Here is a 19832-nt window from a genome sequence, read left to right on the forward strand (position 1 = left end):
CATGAGAAAGGATATTCAACATATAGAATTAGGAAAAAGGGAAAAAGAAACCCGAGGGGAAGCCGAACTGAGCGAAGCTAAAGGGATAAGCAATAATCCCGACAACCAACAACCGAGAACCGACAACTTTTTGACTGCAGAAAACATTGAAGTAAAATCTACTTATACTAAAGAAGACATTGCCGATTTAGAACACCTGGGTTTCGGAGCCGGATTTGCGCCTAACCTTCGCGGACCGTATGCCACGATGTACGTGCGTCGTCCGTGGACGATTCGCCAATATGCAGGGTTTTCAACCGCCGAAGAAAGTAATGCTTTCTACCGCAGAAACTTAGCCGCCGGACAAAAAGGGTTGTCAGTCGCTTTCGATTTGGCCACACACCGAGGTTATGATTCCGACCATGAAAGAGTTGTGGGAGATGTGGGAAAAGCCGGAGTTGCGATAGATTCCGTGGAAGATATGAAGGTTTTGTTTGACCAGATTCCATTGGGCGAAATGTCGGTTTCTATGACCATGAACGGTGCGGTTTTACCTATTATGGCTTTCTATATAGTCGCTGCCGAAGAACAAGGTGTTTCGCCGGAGCAACTTTCGGGAACGATACAAAACGATATTTTGAAGGAGTTTATGGTGCGTAATACTTATATTTATCCACCTACACCTTCGATGAAAATCATCGCTGATATTTTTGAATACACGAGTAAAAAAATGCCGAAATTCAACTCGATTTCCATTTCGGGTTACCACATGCAGGAAGCCGGAGCTACCGCCGATATTGAATTGGCCTACACTTTAGCCGATGGTTTAGAATACATCCGAACTGGTTTGGCTACCGGAATGAAAATCGATGAGTTCGCGCCTCGTCTTTCTTTCTTTTGGGCGATTGGTATGAATCACTTTATGGAAATTGCCAAAATGCGCGCCGGTAGAATGTTGTGGGCAAAACTCCTAAAACAATTCAACCCAAAAGACGAAAAATCATTGGCACTCAGAACCCATTGTCAAACCTCGGGTTGGAGTTTGACCGAACAAGATCCGTTTAACAATGTGGCACGAACCGCTGTTGAGGCCGCTGCGGCTGCTTTTGGCGGAACACAATCGTTGCATACCAATGCTTTAGACGAAGCCATTGCATTACCTACCGATTTCTCGGCCAGAATCGCCAGAAACACCCAGATATTTTTACAGGAAGAAACTAAGATTTGCAAAACCGTTGACCCATGGGCCGGCAGTTATTATGTAGAAAGCTTAACCGCAGAAATTGCCGAAAAGGCTTGGGCGTTAATTGAAGAAGTAGAATCCTTAGGCGGCATGACCAAAGCCATCGAAGCGGGTATTCCTAAACTTAGAATTGAAGAAGCCGCCGCTCGTAAACAAGCGCGTATCGACAGTGCCCAAGACATCATCGTGGGTGTCAACAAATACCGTTTGGACAAAGAAGATCCGTTGCACATCTTAGATGTCGATAACCAAATGGTGCGCAAACAACAAATTGAGCAGTTACAACATATCAAAGCCACACGTGATAATGACAAAGTCAAAGCGTGTTTGGCCCAATTAACCGACTGTGCGAAAAACGGAAACGATAATTTATTATCTTTAGCCTTAGAAGCAGCCCGAAACCGAGCTACCTTAGGAGAAATCAGTGATGCCTTAGAGGAAGTTTTCGGACGCTATAAAGCACAAATCAGAAGTTTTAGTGGCGTGTACAGCAAAGAAATTAAAAACGACGAGAGCTTTGAAAAAGCCAAACAATTAGCCGACGCTTTCGCCAAGAAAGAAGGTCGCCGACCGCGTATTATGATTGCCAAAATGGGACAAGACGGTCACGACCGCGGTGCCAAAGTGGTAGCCACCGGTTATGCCGACGTAGGGTTTGACGTAGACATCGGACCTTTATTCCAAACTCCTGAAGAAGCAGCGAAACAAGCCGTGGAAAACGACGTGCACATCTTAGGCGTTTCCTCGTTAGCGGCCGGACATAAAACCCTTGTTCCCCAAGTAATCGAGGAACTCAAAAAATACGGTCGCGAAGACATTATGGTCATTGTAGGCGGAGTAATCCCCGCTCAAGATTACCAATTCCTCTTTGACTCAGGAGCCGTAGCGGTTTTTGGTCCGGGAACAAAAATCAGCGATGCTGCGATTCAGATTTTGGAGGTTTTGTTGGAAGACTAAACCTGACAGGTATAGTATCAGAATCAATTCATTTAAAAAAAAATGAAACTATTCCAAGGATTTATCGTAACTTAGTAAGTCTAAAAATCTTCACTGATACACCATGATGATTACCGGAAAAAATAACGAGCCCATCATACTCATCATTGTGACAAGTATTGTCGTGTATTCTATTATACGAGGCAAGAAGCTAAGTTATTTGGGTCACCGTTGGCGACACCACATCATTAAACCTTCTATGAAGACCCTTCGGATGAAGTCGGTAGTAGATCGCGAAATAAAGAGAGAAATTTATAAGAAAAGCAATTCATGTCTTTAGCATAACTTCACTCCATAAATGCACCCATTTCGGCAAAACAAATCAAAGGGAAAAGGATAAAATACCACGCGCACTTTTTTATATCCATCTAAATTTCATACTTTTAGGTCTTCAATTGCAAGGAGATTAATGTCATCCTAAGTCAATTGTGATACAGTTGTTATGAAAAAATGGTTTTACAGATTAACCCTTGTTTTGTTTTTGCTATGCCCCATAACAGGCTTTAGCTTTACCATTACGGTAACCGCAACCCAAGAAACTTGTGCCGGTAACGGAACCATTACCATCAATGTAAGCAACCCCGATCCTGCCGGTTCAATTGTTTACGTTGTTTATAAATTACCCAATCTTACGACTCCGTTCGCTTCTTCTACTTCAAATATAATCAACGGTCTAACCGCAGGAGACTATCATATAGTTGTCCGAGAAACAGTTGGAAGCACCACTACTATACAAGAAGCCGACATAACCATCAGTAGCACCGTAACTTCTTTGACCTATACCGTGCAAGTCACTAATGAAGCTTGCTCTGACAACAGTACAGCCATAGTCAATGTCATTTCGGGTACCGCTTCAATCTATGAAATTTTCTCGGGTCCGATAACCTTTCCGCCCCAATCCTCTAATACGTTTCCGGGTCTGCCAACGGGTGTTTACCGTATAAAGGTTATAGACCATTGCGGCAATGCCTTAGTACAAACCTTTGTTGTTGATAGCAACCCCGAAGGATTGAATATTACCGCTCCCGATTTTAGCAATACTGTTCCGCCATCCTGTAACGCTATAGTGGCATCTCATACAATAACTCAGGCTTCCGGAACTGTAATTGCTTATCCGTTAACCATTCAATACGTCCTTTATTTGCCCGGAGGTACAGTTGATAACAGAAATATTATTTTAAATACGGGAAACCCAAATTCAGAAGTATTAACCCAAACAATTCCTTTTTTTGTCAACCAAAATTATCCTTACCAAATTCACATAACCGATGCCTGTGGCGTTACCTATCCTTTTAATTTTGTGGTAACCAATGACATTGTTTTAGATGTCAGTGTTCAGGATTTGGAATGTGACCAGCATTATTTCATTCTAACCACACTCAACAACGTAGGCAATTATACTTTGAATTTTGATGTGGCACCGGCGGGTTTTGACCCGGTGACTTTTAATACCAGCTATCCCGGACCTTTTACCCAAGCGGCGCAAGTTTTCGGGAGTCAAACACAACCCGTACCTATAGGTGATTACACCGTTACAGCAACCGATATGTGTGGCAAAATCACCACTTTCGAATTTGAAGTCGAATCCGATCCGCCGCAACCGAATATAGTGGGGAACAATCGTGGTTGTGTTTCCAGTGATGGGCAAATCATCGCTTTTCTTTCGCCAAATGAAATTACAGCGGCCACGGTAACTTCGGCTCCTGCCGCCTATCCTTTTGCAATGCCTCACAACGTCTCAGCCTTAATTAATGCCGGTGGCGTTTTAGTGATTGATCCCGTACCCTTTGGAAATTACACCTTAGATTTAACCGATGAATGTGGCAATATCTTGGAAGGACTGACGGTTTCGGTTTTGCCTTACGAAGATTTAGGCGTCTCTTCCAACATATTGCCGGGATGTGACCGTGGAAGTGGCTCAGTCGAAATCAGCAGTAACAATGGGAATTTGACTTCGGTAATCATTACCAATGCCCCAAGTAACTTTCCCTTTCCGTTACCTTACAATGTCACCAATCATATTGTGGCTTCGGGCAAACTTTATCTTAACAATCTTCCGGCTGGAAATTATGTTTTTAACACCACCGACAGTTGTGGTTTTACAAAATCATCAACAATAACGATTGAAGGCTATACGGTTACCAACAGTTCTTTTTCACTGGTTGTTGGTTGTGGTTCTTTTGATTTACCGCTTTCTTTTTCAAGTAATCTAACCGGTGCCGAAACATTTTGGCTACAAAAATTACTCGACCCCAACACCGATACTTGGGGACATCCCGAAACTGAAACAACTTATGTTCCTAATACCGTTCCCGATACTACAACCGGAATTCCGTTGCAAAATAACACTACCAATTTGAATTTGATTTTTAACGGCATATTCAGAATCGTACACCACTTTACTTCTTACAACAATGGCAGTGACATCAATGCAAATATTGTTGCCAATGAAATAAAAGACTGTGTAGAAATTTTGGCACCAACATTAACTTTTGACCGGGTTCTGAACATCATAGATGTTTATCGGGTACCATGTACTACAAATGGTAATCTTGACATTATCCTTTTTACTACCGGCGAACCACCATTGCATTTTACCATCATCGAAAAAGATGGCAATCCATTCTTTATTGACAATGGCACCTCAAACGTTTTTTATAATTTAGAACCTGCGATTTATAAATTCCAAATTGAAGACAGTTGTGGCAATACAATTATCCGCAATTTTGATGTTTCTGATTTGGAGTCCTTGGTGGTTGTATATCCTTCATGTAATATGGTGAATTGCTCAACCAACATATCCGGAAACGAAACTTTTAACTTATCGACTCAAACGGCAACCATAATGGGAATTCAATCGCCAACCAACTATACCATTTCTTATCACATCAGCTTGACAGATGCCGAGAATAACACCAATCCTATAACCAATATTACAAATTTTAATCCCGCTACAAATCCGCAAACCGTGTATGTGAGATTGATTTTTAATCAGTTTCCCAATTGCTATCAAACCGGCTCTTTTGATTTGATCACCGGTCAAAAACCAAGAATTCCTTTAAGTCCTGAATATTCACTTTGTGATGGGCAACCGGTAGCACTTGATGCCGGTATCGGAAACTTGCCAACCACAACTTATACTTGGTCAAACGGTGTAACTGACGCTGTTGTTACCATCAGCGAACCGGGAACTACCAACATTTCGGTAACGGCCACTAACGAATTTGGCTTGTGCAACAATAGCCCTCAAACCTGTAGTACCTCTAGTGATATTGTGGTGAACATTGTTATAGTTCCGGAAATTGATTTTGTAGAAACTTATGATTGGACCTCCAATGACAATGGCATTACTGTGGTTACAACCCAAACAGGCGATTTTGAATATTCAATTGATGGAATTACTTACCAAACCGATAATAATTTTACTCATTTATTGCCGGGTCTTTATACGGTATATGTTCGTGACATTAATGGTTGTCAAATTGTAACCGAAGAAGTTTGGCTGCTTAATTACCCTCATTATTTCACTCCAAACGGCGATGGGATACACGATTATTGGTATATTAAAAATTCTGAAAACGAGCCTAATTTTCAAGTTTATATTTACGACCGTTATGGCAAACTCATTACCGGATTTCCGTCAGGCAGTATCGGTTGGGATGGCACGCTTAACGGAAAAATGCTTTTTTCCGACGATTACTGGTTTGTGGTGCATCGTGAAGACGGTAGAATCTTAAAGGGTCATTTTACCCTTAAAAGATAAATAAATTTAATTGCAAAATTCTGACCAGAAAACAATTCCGATTTAAAAACAATCTGATATCCAATAAATTATAACTATCTTTAACCACCCTTAATCTTGTGGAGTAACCTAAAATTACTAATCATTAAAACCAATAATTTTATGAAAAACAAGATTTTAAAAGGGATTGTATTAGGTATAATTATGACCATTGTCATTGCCTGTAATCCCAAAAAAGAAGAAGTTGCTGCCGAACCAGAAGCAGTTGACACCGAAAAAATCAAAGCTGAACTTCAAGCCATGGAAAATGCCTTTGCCGATGCCGTTAATTCGGGAAAACCAGAAACCATAGCGTATTATTCAGAGGACGCTACCAGTTATGCGCAAAACAAATCACCTTTGGTAGGCAAAACTGCAATTGACAAATCAATCAAAGAAGAAAATGAAAGTATGCCAAAAGGAGGCAAAGTTACCTATACCGTTAATGAAGTGCATCCGTCAAGTGATGGTAATATGGTAGTGGAATTTGGCAGCTATAAAGTGGTTGATTCAACTGACGCGGTTAAAGCAGACGGAAACTACATGAGCTTATTTCATAAAAAAGACGGAAAATACGTTTGTGTTCGAGACATGAGCGCTTCTATTTTACCGATAAATAAAAAATAAATCCAATATACCCAATCAAAGCACTTCTGAAAAGAGGTGCTTTTTTTGCGTAAAAAATAAATATGCCCCGAATTATTCCGAATTATACAAAATATCATTACTTTTATAATTCCCCAGTCTTGTTGCATAACCTAATTAAGTAACCAAAACCTCAACTTTATGAAAACCAAGATTTTAAAAAGTGCTATTTTAGGAATGATATCCATTCTGTTTTTTGCTTGTCAGCCCAAAAAAGAAGAAGCTGTAGCTATAGACAAAGAGCAAATCAAAAACGAAATTCAGGCTCTTGAAAACAAAATGGCCGAAATGTTTAATGATCGAAATGTAAATGCCGGTGAATATTATGCCGATGATGCTGTTACTTTCTCTCAAAACAAACCGCCAATTGTAGGCAAAATGGAAATTGAAAAATCAATTAAAGCTGATTTAAACAATTTCCCAAAAGGCTATCAAATTGCTTTCGTAGTCAATGAAATATTACCTTCTTCTGATGGCAATCAGGTTGTAGAAATAGGAAATTACAGAGTCTCAGACTCAACAAGTGCGCCACTATATACAGGAAATTACATTGCAGTATTTGAAAAAAGAGACGGCAAATACCTTTGTGTAAGAGACATGTCAGCCTCTGATAAAAACAAAAATGAAGAAGCCAAAAAAGAATAACCACCGCATTTCTATAAATTAAAAAGCACTTCAATCGAGGTGCTTTTTTTATCTTTACCAAAAACAAATTCATGTCCAAACTCCCTCATATCGGCACGAGTATTTTCACGATAATGTCGCAAATGGCTACAGAATATCAAGCCATAAACCTATCACAAGGATTTCCGAATTTCCCCGTCGATAAACGCTTGACAGCGATTCTAGCTAAACATGCCAAAGAAAATGTCCATCAATATACACCCATGAGCGGTTTGCCTTCACTTTTGGAAAAAATTGCTTTATTAACCCAACAGTCGTATGGTAGAAACGTTTCCCCAAAAGAGGAAATTTTAATCACTGCCGGCGCAACTCAAGGTATTTTTGCCTCCATTCAAGCATTGGTACAAGCCCATGAAGAAGTCATTATTCTTGATCCGAGTTATGATTGCTATGAAGCGCCTATTTTATTGAGCAATGCCAAACCCATAAGAGTTTCCCTCAACGATGACTTTACCCCAAACTGGGAAGTGATTTTTACAGCTGTGAATGAAAAAACCAAACTCATCATTATCAACAATCCTCATAACCCGACAGGGAAAATGTGGACGGAAAATGATTTTGTTCAATTAGAGAAACTCGTTGACGCCTATCCTAACCTATTAGTTCTTTCAGATGAAGTGTATGAATACATTACTTTTGAAAAACCTCATATTTCAGTACACCATAGGCCAAAATTGTGGCATCGCAGTATTTCCGTTTCTTCTTTCGGGAAATCATTTCACATCACCGGTTGGAAAATTGGCTATGTCATTGCACCGGAACCTATCATGAGAGAAATCAAAAAAGTGCATCAGTTTTTGGTGTTTAGTGTCAGCAGTATTGCCCAACATGCCTTGAATGACTATATTGATTGGGTGGATGTGAAAGCCTTGGGTGCATTTTACCAACAAAAAAGGGATTTTTTCAGCAATCTGATGAAAGCCACTAAACTTGATCTTCTCCCCTGTGAAGGCACTTATTTTCAAGTCGCTTCCTATGCGAATATTTCTGAAGAAAAGGATTTGGATTTTACCAAAAGACTGGTCACCGAATTAGGTGTAGCCACTATCCCAATTTCGATTTTTTATGCCAATGGGAATGACAATAAATGCATTCGTTTTTGCTTTGCCAAAGATGACGAAACCCTTTTAAAAGCTGCAGAACGCTTGATGAAACTGTAAAAAAAGTCATAGTTGTTTACTAGATGTCAACCTCATTTTAAATAAGTAAACTCAAAAAAATCTATTTTTGGGATATGAATCTATGTAAATCCTTTTTGTTTTTACTCTTGCTTTTCTTCTGTGGTGATGGTTATGCTCAATCATCTCCCAACAAGTTATTGCAAAAAGGTTGGGCCGAACTCGTCAAAGACAATGAAACTGAAGCTTTCAAACATTTCTGGGAAGCCAATGAAAAAGCCACCAAAGACAAAAACGTCAAAGACAAAGCCGATGCCCTATTTTACCTTGGGATTTGCTCTTATGGTTCAAGTTTGGAAAAAGGACTTCAATTTGCCACACAAGCTTTAGACCAATACAAAAAATTGGAAAAAACCCAGAGCGAAGAAGCCAAAATCGGACGCTACAAATGCCTGCAACTTATCAGCACGATATACAGCCGGCAAAAAAAATATGAAGATGCCAAGCGACTCAGCTTAGAAGTTGTCGACGAACTCAAAGACAAAAAGGACAGCACCGGAACTTTGGGCTTAGCCTATAACAGTTTGGGCGGATTATACGAATTGGAAAACGATTCGGAAACAGCAGAACAGTATTTTAAATTGGCTTTACTGGAGTTTGAAAAATGGAACAATCTGGCTTATTTACCAACGACTTATTTGAAATTCGGGGAAATGGCCAAACAAAAAAACCAGCAAGAGAAGAGCCTGAATTACTTCCAAAAAGCACTGGAATTGGCCGAAAACACGCAAAACAAACAAGCACAAGTTTATGCTTTGATTGCACTTGGCAAATGGTATTTGAATTTTGAAAACAACTTTATTGTCGCCGAAAATTATTTTGACAAAGCCAGAATTATCGCCATTCCGCTTACCGATAAACTATTTGAAATCAAAACCATAGAAGGTTTAATTGAATTGAAAAAGAAACAAAATGATTTCCAAAAAGTGAGTCAGCTGCAAGAAGAAGTCATCAAAATTAAAGACAGTTTCTATTCCTTTGAAAGAGAACAAATCGTAAAAAGTCTGGAAGTGCAATTTGAAGTTTCCGAAAAAAACCGAAAGTTGGAACTTATTTCTAAAGAACAAGAAGTTTCAAAATTGACCAATTACCTTTTGATTACTTTGCTGGCTCTGCTGATTCTCGTCTTTACCATTTTGTATTTTTTCCTCCAAAGAATCAACAAACGAGATAAACAATTACTCAAGACTAAAGAAGAATTGGTTTCATTGATGGAAGAACAAAAACACCTGAAAGAACAACAATTCCAAAACGATATCGAACACAAAGAAAGTCAGCTAAGTGCCGTGACCATTCAAATGATTGAAAAAAATGAAATTTTGGACGAAATCAAAAACATCATCAGCAAAAAAACGCCCAACTCGGAAGTTGAGCTCAAAAAACTGGTGAGCAAGTATACTATTCAAGACAACAATTGGCGCGACTTTGACCATTATTTTGAGAGCGTAAATAAAAACTTCTACACACGATTGAAACAAAAATACCCTGACATCAGCGCAAACGATTTGAAAATTTGTGCCCTAATCAAATTGAACCTTTCCATCAAAGAAATGGCTTCCATACTCAATATTTCTCCCGATAGTGTCAAAACAGCGCGGCACCGATTGCGAAAGAAACTCCAACTCAACACTGAAGAAAACCTAACCGACTTCATACTGTCTGTTTAACAATGACTTACCGCCTTTTTTACGACAAAAAACATCGACTTGTTTACCTATTGTTTACCTGAATTTTGCTTGTAATCAAAATCTAATCAGTACTTTTGAATTTGTAAATTGCTATGAAAAAGTTACTTTAATCAAATCGGTGCTAATTATGAAACAGCATTATCTTCTTTTAAGTATTGTTTTATTACTCTCTTCTACCATTAATGCCCAAGTGGTTAATGGAAATTTTGAAACCGTAAAGCCTAATCTACTACCGAGTAATTGGGGTATGAATTTTACGCAACCGGTAAGTATAGATACCCAAAGCGGTGGAATGGTAACCAACCAAATTCAATATACTACGAACATACCTTCGATGGTTTATGCTGTTACCGATTCACAAAACGGACAATTTGCTATGGAAATTTCTAATGCTTTCAACACCACTCAAAACCAAGTAATTCCGGGAAGTGCAACCATTTTCAGTGATGCCAACCAAGATTTCCCGGGTTGGAATGCAGGTATTCCCATTGCAGTAAACGCTCAAGTTTACATGATTGGTTTTTACTATAAATTTTTACCCGTAGGGAATGATATTGCCGAGGCCAAAATCGAAGTTTTTGACAACAATGGTGCTTTAATAGGCAATGCCGAAGTAGATATTATGGGAACAAATAACCAATTTGAATACGTTTATATGCCAATAAATTTCACCTCAAATGCAGTAAAAGATTTTATGACTATAAGCTTTTCCATGGCAAAAGAAGGTTCTACGCCTACTTTCGGCAGTCGTTTATTGGTTGACAATGTGGTAACCAATTTTGAAGCTTTGGATTTGTTAGACACACCGATTTCGGCAGAATTCTTAATGTATCCGACATTGGCAGACCACGAATTAAATATCATTCCGGGACATTTACAAAGTGACTTGATTGACTATAAAATTATCGATACCCAAGGAAAAATCATCAAACAAAATACGACTGTTCATGACACAAATTACATCTATACCATGGATGTAAGCCAGTTAAATTCGGGAATGTACTTTTTACAAGCAACTTCAAATACCGGTAGCATTACTAAAAAATTTATCAAAAAATAGAGCGAGTTAATAAGCCATGTTGAACAAGCCGGATTGAAAAGTAATTACTTCAATCCGGTTTATTTTTTTTCTGAAGTCGAAGTTTATATCTTTACTAAAAAATAAAACTTTATGGATTTTTCAGCAAAAATGCTTCGCGATAATGCCTTGGCAGACAAAGTAATTGTAGTAACGGGTGGCGGAAGTGGCTTGGGCAAAGCCATGACCAAATACTTTTTGGAACTGGGTGCCAAAGTTGCCATCACTTCAAGAGATATCGAAAAACTTAAAACCACCGCAACCGAACTAGAAACGGAAACCGGTGGAAAATGTTTGCCTTTACAATGCGATGTGCGTCATTATGACCAAGTCGAAGCCATGCTGGCGGAAGTGTTGAAAACCTTTGGCAAAGTCGATATCCTATTGAACAATGCAGCCGGAAACTTCATTTCACCAACTGAAAGATTATCAGCCAATGCTTTTGATACCATTATAGATATTGTTTTAAAAGGTTCTAAAAACTGTACACTCGCTTTCGGAAAACATTGGATAAACACCAAACAAACCAACTGCAATGTTCTAAACATTGTCACTACTTATGCTTGGACAGGTTCCGGTTATGTAGTACCAAGTGCTACTGCCAAAGCCGGTGTTTTAGCCATGACCCGTAGTTTGGCTGTAGAATGGGCCAAATACGGGATCCGCATGAACGCTATTGCTCCGGGACCATTTCCTACCAAAGGTGCTTGGGACCGATTATTACCCGGCGATTTAGCCGAAAAGTTTGACATGGCCAAAAAAGTGCCGTTGCGAAGAGTGGGTGACCATCAGGAACTGGCGAATCTCGCCGCTTACATGGTTTCCGATTTCTCGGCTTACATCAATGGTGAAGTCGTAACCATCGACGGTGGCGAATGGCTTCAAGGTGCAGGACAGTTCAATATCTTGGAAAAAATTCCTCAAGAAATGTGGGACATGTTGGAAATGATGATTAAGAATAAAGGAAATAAGTAGACTTTATAAGATTAAAAAGGGCGATGTTTTATACCCAAAAAAACTTATTTCTAATCCCTTTTCTCTTATCCCTCTATTCTTCAAAACTTTACCTAAATGTTAACAAATAAGCCTTGACAAACCCATAATTAATCGTATTTTTACGGCTCAAAATTGACTATATATAAATGGGTAAAATCATTGCAATTGCCAACCAAAAGGGTGGTGTCGGGAAAACAACAACTTCGGTTAATCTTGCGGCATCATTGGGTGTTTTAGAAAAAAAAGTGTTACTGATTGATGCTGATCCGCAAGCCAACGCCAGTTCAGGTTTGGGCATCGATGTGGAAAGTGTTGAAATTGGAACTTACCAAATTTTAGAACACAGTAATACTCCGGAAGAAGCCACAATTGCTTGCACAGCGCCCAATGTTTGGGTGGTTCCGGCACATATTGATTTGGTGGCCATCGAAATCGAATTGGTCGACAAAGAAAACCGAGAATACATGCTCAAACAAGCCTTGGAAAGCGTAAAAGACCAATACGATTATATTTTGATTGATTGTGCGCCATCCTTAGGTCTATTGACTTTAAACGCTTTAACTGCAGCGGATAGTGTAGTGATTCCGATTCAGTGTGAATACTTTGCTTTGGAAGGTTTAGGAAAATTGCTGAACACGATTAAAAGCGTCCAAAAAATACACAATCCCAATTTAGATATCGAAGGGCTTTTACTAACCATGTATGACTCTCGTTTGCGTTTGTCCAATCAAGTGGTAGAAGAAGTGCAAAAGCATTTTAATGATATGGTATTCAAAACCATTATCCAACGCAATGTAAAATTGAGTGAGGCGCCAAGTTTTGGAGAAAGTATCATCAATTTTGACGCTACGAGCAGAGGTGCTACCAACTACTTAAGTTTGGCACAAGAAATTATCAAGAAAAACACCAAATAAGCCATGGCAAAAGCGGTAAAAAAACAAGCCTTAGGAAGAGGATTATCTGCCCTATTGAAAGATCCTGAAAACGATATCAAATCGGTAAACGATAAAAATGCCGATAAGGTCGTTGGCAATATCATCGAATTGGATATTGAATCGATTGAAATCAATCCGTTTCAGCCTAGAACTAACTTCAATGAAGAATCTTTACAGGAATTAGCGTCTTCCATCAAGGAATTAGGGCTTATCCAACCGATTACCGTTCGTAAGTTGGACTTCAATAAATACCAATTGATTTCGGGAGAACGCCGTTTACGCGCTTCCAAATTGGTCGGATTAACCACTGTTCCGGCATACATCCGAATTGCCAATGACAATGAGTCACTGATTATGGCTTTGGTGGAAAATATTCAGCGTCATGATTTAGACCCGATTGAAATTGCCTTGTCTTACCAAAGATTAATTGACGAAATCCAATTGACTCAAGAGCAAATGAGTGAACGTGTGGGTAAAAAACGCTCCACCATCACTAACTACCTGCGATTATTGAAGTTAGACCCGATTATCCAAACCGGAATTCGTGACGGATTCATCAGTATGGGACACGGTCGTGCGATTATCAACATTGAAAACCAAGACGTACAAACAGACATTTACCAAAAAATTGTCAGCCAAAATCTATCGGTTCGTGAAACCGAAGCTTTGGTTAAAAACTACCAAGACAGTTTAAAACCTGCGGCTGCTAAAGCCAAAAAAGGAGAGAGTTTTGCCATTGCGGAAGACCAAAAAAAGGCCATCACCAATTTCTTCGGAACCAAAATCGATGTAAAAGTGGCCGGAAACGGTAAAGGTAAAATCACCATTCCTTTTCACTCTGAGGAAGATTTTAACCGCATTATCAAATTAATCAAAGGTTAGTGACTAGGCTGTTTTACATAGTTGTTCTTTGCTTTCTGATAGGAAATCACAATCTTTATTCACAACAAACAGTGGAAGGTTTGGTGATCAAAGACAGCACCAAACTGAAAGAAATAGATCCGCTAACGCCTTCAAAAGCCGCTTTTTACTCGGCTATTTTGCCCGGATTGGGTCAGGCGTACAACAAACGATACTGGAAAATTCCCATCGTTTACGGTGCCATCGGAACCAGCATGTACTTTTACCTCGACAACAACAAAAAATACCACAGTTATCGTGATGCTTACAAAAGAAGATTGGCCGGATTTAGCGGTGATGAATATGATTACTTGGATGATTCCCGATTGGTACAAGCCCAACGTTTTTACCAAAGAAACAGAGATTTGTCGCTCTTGGTCACTTTAGGCTTTTATATTTTAAACATTGTAGATGCCAATGTAGATGCCCATTTGATACAATTCAATGTAAACGATAAACTATCGGTAGCACCGGATATTTACCAAAACGATTTTACGGCCAGACCTAATCTGGGCCTAACTTTAAATTTCAAGTTCTGATGAAAATTGCACTTCTGGGATACGGAAAAATGGGCAAAGTGATTGAGAGAATCGCTTTAGAAAGAGGTCACGAAATTGTACTCAAAAAAGACGAAAGCAACACTTACGAAGGATTGGAAACTGCCGATGTCGCTATTGATTTCAGCGTACCAATGGTCGCGGTTGATAATATCACGAAAGCATTTCATCTCAATATTCCGGTAGTTTGCGGGACTACGGGTTGGTTAGAGCGTTATGATGAAGTAGTCAAATTATGCCAAGAAAAAAACGGCGCATTTTTATACGGTTCTAATTTTAGTTTGGGTGTGAATTTATTTTTTGAACTGAATAATTATTTGGCCAAAATGATGGCACGATTCTCTTCGGTGTACAAAGTTTCGATGGAAGAGATTCACCATACCCAAAAACTCGATTCTCCCAGTGGAACGGCTATTTCTTTGGCCAAAGGCGTTATCGAAAATTCAGCTTACACTTCTTGGACGGAAGAAGCTGCCGGTGAAAACCAAATTCACATCGAAGCCAAACGTATCGAAAATGTACCCGGAACACACAGTGTTTACTACAGTTCTGACGTAGATTTTATCGAAATCAAACACGTAGCGCATAACAGAGAAGGTTTTGCATTAGGCGCTGTTTTAGCAGCCGAGTGGATTCAGGGCAAAAAAGGCGTTTTCTCGATGAAAGATGTCCTTGATTTAAAATAACCAAAACTTAAAATTGTAACAATAGTTTAGTTTGATAAACTTATAACCAAATAAACTTTTAAACCCAATATTATGTCAACATATCAATGGTTTGTATTTTTCCTGATTGTTCAGGTGATTCACGGATTAGGAACTTGGAAATTATACGAAAAAGCAGGAAGAAAAAGATGGGAAGCCTTTGTACCGGTTTATAACGCCATTGTTTTAATGCGAATCATAGGCAGACCAACGTTGTGGACTTTACTCCTATTCATTCCTATCATTAACCTGATAATGTTTCCGGTAATATGGGTAGAGACTTTGAGAAGCTTTGGCAAGAAATCTACAGCAGATACTTGGTTGGGGATTTTCACTTTTGGTCTTTACATTTATTACATCAATTATACTCAAGACGTAAATTACATATCCGACAGAAGTTTAGTTTCTACCACTAAAACCGGTGATACTATCAGTTCACTCCTTTTTGCTATTGTAGTCGCTACATTGGTTCATACTTATGTGATGCAGCCTTTTACAATTCCATCGTCCTCGTTGGAGAAATCTTTACTCGTAGGGGATTTCCTCTTTGTAAGTAAATTTCATTATGGCGCGAGAATACCAATGACCACAGTAGCCGCTCCAATGGTTCATGACACTCTTCCTTTTGTTAAAATAAAATCATATTTATATGACGATGACAATCCTCAATCTTGGAAGAACAAATTACAACTTCCCTATTTTAGATTTCCAGGATTTGAAAAAATAGAGAATAGCGACATTGTCGTTTTTAATTGGCCAAGGGATACATTATTTCACATGTATAAACCTGCTGACAGAAGATACAGTAAGCCAACAGATAAAAAAACCAATTATGTAAAACGTTGTGTTGGAATTCCCGGTGACAGTTTGCAAATCAAAAACGGTATCGTTTTTATTAATGGGAAAGAATTAATTTTACCTGAGAGAGCAAAACCACAATTTGGTTTCAATGTTAAATTAAAGGAAAATTTATCACAAGGATTTATCGATCAATATGACATTAAAGAATTTAATACCGGTATCAAAGTTGAACGTAAGCTTTGGGACAATACAGTTGTAAAAGACTACTTGGATAAAGAAGGTTATAATTTGAACGAATTGTATAAGGATTCAACTGAAGTGTATGTTTTGGGTAGCATTGATGAAGATTTAATAAAAAAATTAAATCTTAGGAGTTCATTAAATTTTTTCCAAGCCAATTTAACACAAGAGATAGCTGACCAACTTAAGAAAGATTCCAGAGTTGAAAGTATTAACCGTTATTTAAAAACTGGTGCTGAAGATGGAATCTTCCCAGATTTTCCAGACAGAAAACCTTCTGTAACCAACAATTGGAACAGTGATAATATGGGACCAATTTACATCCCTGAAGCTGGAAAAACGGTTAATTTAAACTTACAAACATTACCTTTTTACAAAATCATTATTGGAGAATACGAAAAAAATGATTTGAAGGTAATTGGTGATGACATATATATCAATGATCAAAAAGTAACTTCTTATACCTTCAAACAAAACTATTATTGGATGATGGGAGACAATAGAAATAACTCTTTAGACGCGCGTTATTATGGATATACTCCGGAAGATCATATCGTTGGAAAACCGGTATTTATTTGGATGAGTTGGGATTCTAACGGAAGTGGACTCAATAAAATCCGTTGGAACAGACTATTTACCACCGTAAACGGCGAAGGCCAACCAGAATCCTATTTTAAATACTTCTTAGGCTTAGTTGCTTTGTATGTTTTGGGTGATTATTTTTGGAAAAGAAGAAAAGCGAAGGCGTAGTTTAAATGTTTGAAACGGTTTAAGTGTCAAGAGTTGTTATCAAAATAAACATGATTAAACTATTCAAATAACCAAATGAACAATATCCTCATTCACCCATGCTATTTCCCATCCATCAGTCATTTTGCGGCCATCGCTCAAAGTGATTTGGTGACTTTTGAAATGGATGATAATTTCCAAAAGCAAACCAACCGCAACCGAATGTACATTTACAGTCCAAATGGCATTCAGTTACTCAATATTCCCATCAAGCATTCTAAAACCGCACACCAAAAGACCAAGGATGTTCGCTTAGAAACTGCTTTTGATTGGCAGAAGCAGCATTTTAAATCACTAGATGCGGCCTATCGCAGTTCGCCTTTCTTTGAGTATTTTGAGGATGATATTCGCCCGATATTTGAAAAGAAACACGAATTTTTGATGGACTTAAATCTGGAAACAATGTCGATAGTATCCAATTGTCTCGGACTGGAATTTGATTACAACGAAACGGAGGAATATTTTCATGAAGTCGACGATAAAACTGATTTCAGAAATTTGGTAAACGGCAAAAAAGACACTTTGCAATTTGAAGCTTACACTCAGGTTTTTGGAGAGAAACACGGTTATTTGAACAACTTAAGCATCTTGGATTTGTTATTCAATGAAGGAAGATATGCTCTGGATTATTTGAAAAAACAATCCCTTACTCCGTAAAAGAAAGCCTCGCCATCACCGGAAAATGATCGGAATTCTCAAACTTAGAGAAGCTTTTAAAACTTTTAACCTTCATTTTCTTGTTGGCAAAAATATAGTCGATACGCGCCGGATAATATTTGAACTTATACGTTTGCCCAAATCCGTTTCCGGCTTCTTCAAAACAATCGTTTAAATCGCCTTTGATGTTTCGGTAGATATAGGAAAACGCACTATTGTTCATATCACCGCAAATGATAACCGGAAATTTACATTCCTTTTTATGGTTGACTAAAACCGCGGCTTGCTGCTCTTGCTTTTTAAATGCCTCTCTGATTCGGCCAAAAACTTGTTGGGATTTGTTTTGGTCAATGGCATCAACGTGTTCTTCAATTTCGTTGACATCCGGTGATATTTTTATCGATTGTAAATGGATATTGTACACGCGAATGGTATCTTTCCCTTTTTTGATATCGGCATAAATAATATTGTTCCCGGCTTCGGGAATCTTAAAATCGCCTTGGTTGAAGATGGGAAATTTGGAAAAAATGGCTTGTCCTGTTTTGATTCGCTTTCCTTCCATAAAAACCGCCTTGTACTTATAAATTCTCAAATCTACTTTGGCATTTTCCGAATATTCTTGTATGCAAAGGATATCCGGGTTTTGTTCGTTTATAAAAGATAAAATCGAATCTCCAACACCGTCATTCGGTAGCCAATCAAATAAGTTGAACAACCGCACATTATAGCTCATTACGGTAAAGTCTTTTTCTTCTTCGGCCAAGTCATTGGAGGAAAACTTGTAAAACTTATTGATAAAAGTAATGCCTAGCAATAAAACCAAACCTGACAGCATAACCTGACGCTTTAGTTGTATCAGCCAATACACAAAGAACAGCGCATTCAAAATCAGGAATAGCGGTAAAATCAAGGTCAGTACCGAAAGTAACGGGAATAATTTTGGCGCTAAAAAAGGCAATACATAGGCCACAAAGGTCAATACAGTCAGCACTATATTGAATCCGAAAACCACTTTGTTAAACCACGATAACTTTTTCAAAAAAATTCCAATTTAAAATTTCCAAATCCCAAACGGGAGATGCGTAAAACAAATATGCAAAGAATAAAACTATTTCCCGGCTTTGAACAGAAATTCTTTCTCTTCGGCGGTCAAACTGTCATACCCTGATTGACTGATTTTATCCAAAATCTCATCAATTTGTTGTTGGGTTTTATCTTTGATTACAATTTTACTTTCTACTTTTTTCTCAGTAGGTCTTTTAGGGGTAACGTGAACTTTCTTAAAAGGTGTCTTTTTCTTGGGGCGGAATAAATGGGAAAAAAAATCAATCACTGCATTGACCGGTTTACTCAAATCGGTACCGTTTTGCAACAACCTAATGTAAATATACCCAAAAAAAGCTCCACTAAAATGCGCAATATGTCCGCCGGTATTGGCCAAACCTATTTGTAATAAAAAAAGCAATAGCGTAACTCCCGTGATATGCCAAAGTTTGACATTGCCAATCAACAACAATCTAATTTCCATTAAAGGCTGATAAGTCGTTGTTGCTACCAATATGGCTATAATAGAGGCAGAAGCACCAACCATCAATGCACTCATCTCCAAGAAATAAAAAGCCGTAATGAAAATTAGTGCCGAAAAAACAGCACTCAAAAGGTACAAACCAAGATATTGCTTTTGGGTAAAAAACGTCAGAAACAAACGGCTGGCAAAATGCAACACCATCATATTAAAAAACAAATGCCAAAATCCGAAGTGAAAAAAAGCATAAGTGAGTACTGTCCACGGTCGGGTTACTACCACACTCGGTTCAGAAGAAACGGCCAACCAAGAAGGATAATCAAAAACACCAACCTTGAATTGGTAAAACAAAGGTATAGACAACAGAAAAACACCCACATTCCAATAAATCATTTTATTGGCAATGCCGCCTATACGGTATTGAAATTTTATGTCGTCAATAATACTGCTCATATC

General features: G+C 38.4%; 16 protein-coding genes. 14 read left to right on the forward strand and 2 right to left on the reverse strand.

Annotation, left to right across the window (positions count from 1 at the left end; all coding sequences use genetic code 11):
* The first annotated feature begins 1 nt into the window (after nucleotide 1).
* The 14 genes from scpA to HA632_RS13280 all read left to right on the forward strand — a co-directional run bounded on the left by scpA (nucleotide 2) and on the right by HA632_RS13280 (nucleotide 17851).
* Nucleotides 2–2179 carry a methylmalonyl-CoA mutase gene (gene scpA / locus HA632_RS13215; RefSeq protein ID WP_176307665.1) on the forward strand — a complete coding sequence of 726 codons (2178 nt, stop codon included), beginning with the start codon at nucleotides 2–4 and terminating at the stop codon, nucleotides 2177–2179.
* A gap of 481 nt (nucleotides 2180–2660) precedes the next feature.
* Nucleotides 2661–5981, forward strand: a complete 3321-nt coding sequence (locus tag HA632_RS13220; protein WP_176307666.1) for a T9SS type B sorting domain-containing protein — start codon at nucleotides 2661–2663, stop codon at nucleotides 5979–5981.
* Between the two features lie 141 nt (nucleotides 5982–6122).
* Nucleotides 6123–6626, forward strand: a complete 504-nt coding sequence (locus HA632_RS13225) for a DUF4440 domain-containing protein (RefSeq protein ID WP_176307667.1) — start codon at nucleotides 6123–6125, stop codon at nucleotides 6624–6626.
* Between the two features lie 159 nt (nucleotides 6627–6785).
* The gene (locus tag HA632_RS13230; RefSeq protein ID WP_176307668.1) at nucleotides 6786–7289 is read left to right on the forward strand and encodes a DUF4440 domain-containing protein; all 504 of its coding nucleotides are present in this window, start codon (nucleotides 6786–6788) and stop codon (nucleotides 7287–7289) included.
* Nucleotides 7290–7360: 71 nt separating this feature from the next.
* Nucleotides 7361–8488, forward strand: coding sequence for a methionine aminotransferase (locus HA632_RS13235; RefSeq protein WP_176307669.1), 1128 nt, complete (start codon nucleotides 7361–7363; stop codon nucleotides 8486–8488).
* A gap of 74 nt (nucleotides 8489–8562) precedes the next feature.
* Nucleotides 8563–10173 carry a hypothetical protein gene (locus HA632_RS13240; RefSeq protein ID WP_176307670.1) on the forward strand — a complete coding sequence of 537 codons (1611 nt, stop codon included), beginning with the start codon at nucleotides 8563–8565 and terminating at the stop codon, nucleotides 10171–10173.
* A gap of 148 nt (nucleotides 10174–10321) precedes the next feature.
* Nucleotides 10322–11254 carry a T9SS type A sorting domain-containing protein gene (locus HA632_RS13245; RefSeq protein ID WP_176307671.1) on the forward strand — a complete coding sequence of 311 codons (933 nt, stop codon included), beginning with the start codon at nucleotides 10322–10324 and terminating at the stop codon, nucleotides 11252–11254.
* A 111-nt stretch (nucleotides 11255–11365) separates the two neighbouring features.
* Nucleotides 11366–12247, forward strand: coding sequence for an SDR family oxidoreductase (locus HA632_RS13250; protein WP_176307672.1), 882 nt, complete (start codon nucleotides 11366–11368; stop codon nucleotides 12245–12247).
* A gap of 167 nt (nucleotides 12248–12414) precedes the next feature.
* Nucleotides 12415–13182 (forward strand): ParA family protein, encoded by a 768-nt coding sequence (locus tag HA632_RS13255; protein ID WP_176307673.1) that lies wholly within the window; start codon nucleotides 12415–12417, stop codon nucleotides 13180–13182.
* A 3-nt stretch (nucleotides 13183–13185) separates the two neighbouring features.
* Complete coding sequence (locus tag HA632_RS13260; protein ID WP_176307674.1) at nucleotides 13186–14085, forward strand: ParB/RepB/Spo0J family partition protein; 900 nt, start codon at nucleotides 13186–13188, stop codon at nucleotides 14083–14085.
* A 71-nt stretch (nucleotides 14086–14156) separates the two neighbouring features.
* On the forward strand, nucleotides 14157–14642 hold the full coding sequence (locus HA632_RS13265; protein WP_317174607.1) for a DUF5683 domain-containing protein: 486 nt from the start codon (nucleotides 14157–14159) through the stop codon (nucleotides 14640–14642).
* Nucleotides 14642–15346, forward strand: a complete 705-nt coding sequence (dapB, locus tag HA632_RS13270) for a 4-hydroxy-tetrahydrodipicolinate reductase (RefSeq protein WP_176307676.1) — start codon at nucleotides 14642–14644, stop codon at nucleotides 15344–15346. The genes HA632_RS13265 and dapB overlap by 1 nt, the downstream gene beginning before the upstream one ends.
* A gap of 72 nt (nucleotides 15347–15418) precedes the next feature.
* Nucleotides 15419–17155: a signal peptidase I gene (lepB, locus tag HA632_RS13275; RefSeq protein WP_176307677.1), complete on the forward strand. Its 1737-nt coding sequence runs from the start codon at nucleotides 15419–15421 to the stop codon at nucleotides 17153–17155.
* A gap of 75 nt (nucleotides 17156–17230) precedes the next feature.
* Entirely contained in the window at nucleotides 17231–17851 is a 621-nt protein-coding gene (locus HA632_RS13280) for a WbqC family protein (RefSeq protein ID WP_176307678.1), read from the forward strand.
* Here HA632_RS13280 and HA632_RS13285 read toward each other — a convergent pair.
* Together HA632_RS13285 and HA632_RS13290 are read right to left on the reverse strand one after the other, a co-directional pair.
* Nucleotides 17841–18890: an endonuclease/exonuclease/phosphatase family protein gene (locus HA632_RS13285; RefSeq protein ID WP_176307679.1), complete on the reverse strand. Its 1050-nt coding sequence runs from the start codon at nucleotides 18888–18890 to the stop codon at nucleotides 17841–17843. The genes HA632_RS13280 and HA632_RS13285 overlap by 11 nt on opposite strands.
* Before the next feature lie 69 nt (nucleotides 18891–18959).
* Nucleotides 18960–19829 carry a rhomboid family intramembrane serine protease gene (locus HA632_RS13290; protein WP_176307680.1) on the reverse strand — a complete coding sequence of 290 codons (870 nt, stop codon included), beginning with the start codon at nucleotides 19827–19829 and terminating at the stop codon, nucleotides 18960–18962.
* Nucleotides 19830–19832: the final 3 nt, after the last annotated feature.

The organism is Flavobacterium sp. J49, from assembly GCF_011742145.1.
Classification (GTDB): Bacteria; Bacteroidota; Bacteroidia; order Flavobacteriales; family Flavobacteriaceae; genus Flavobacterium.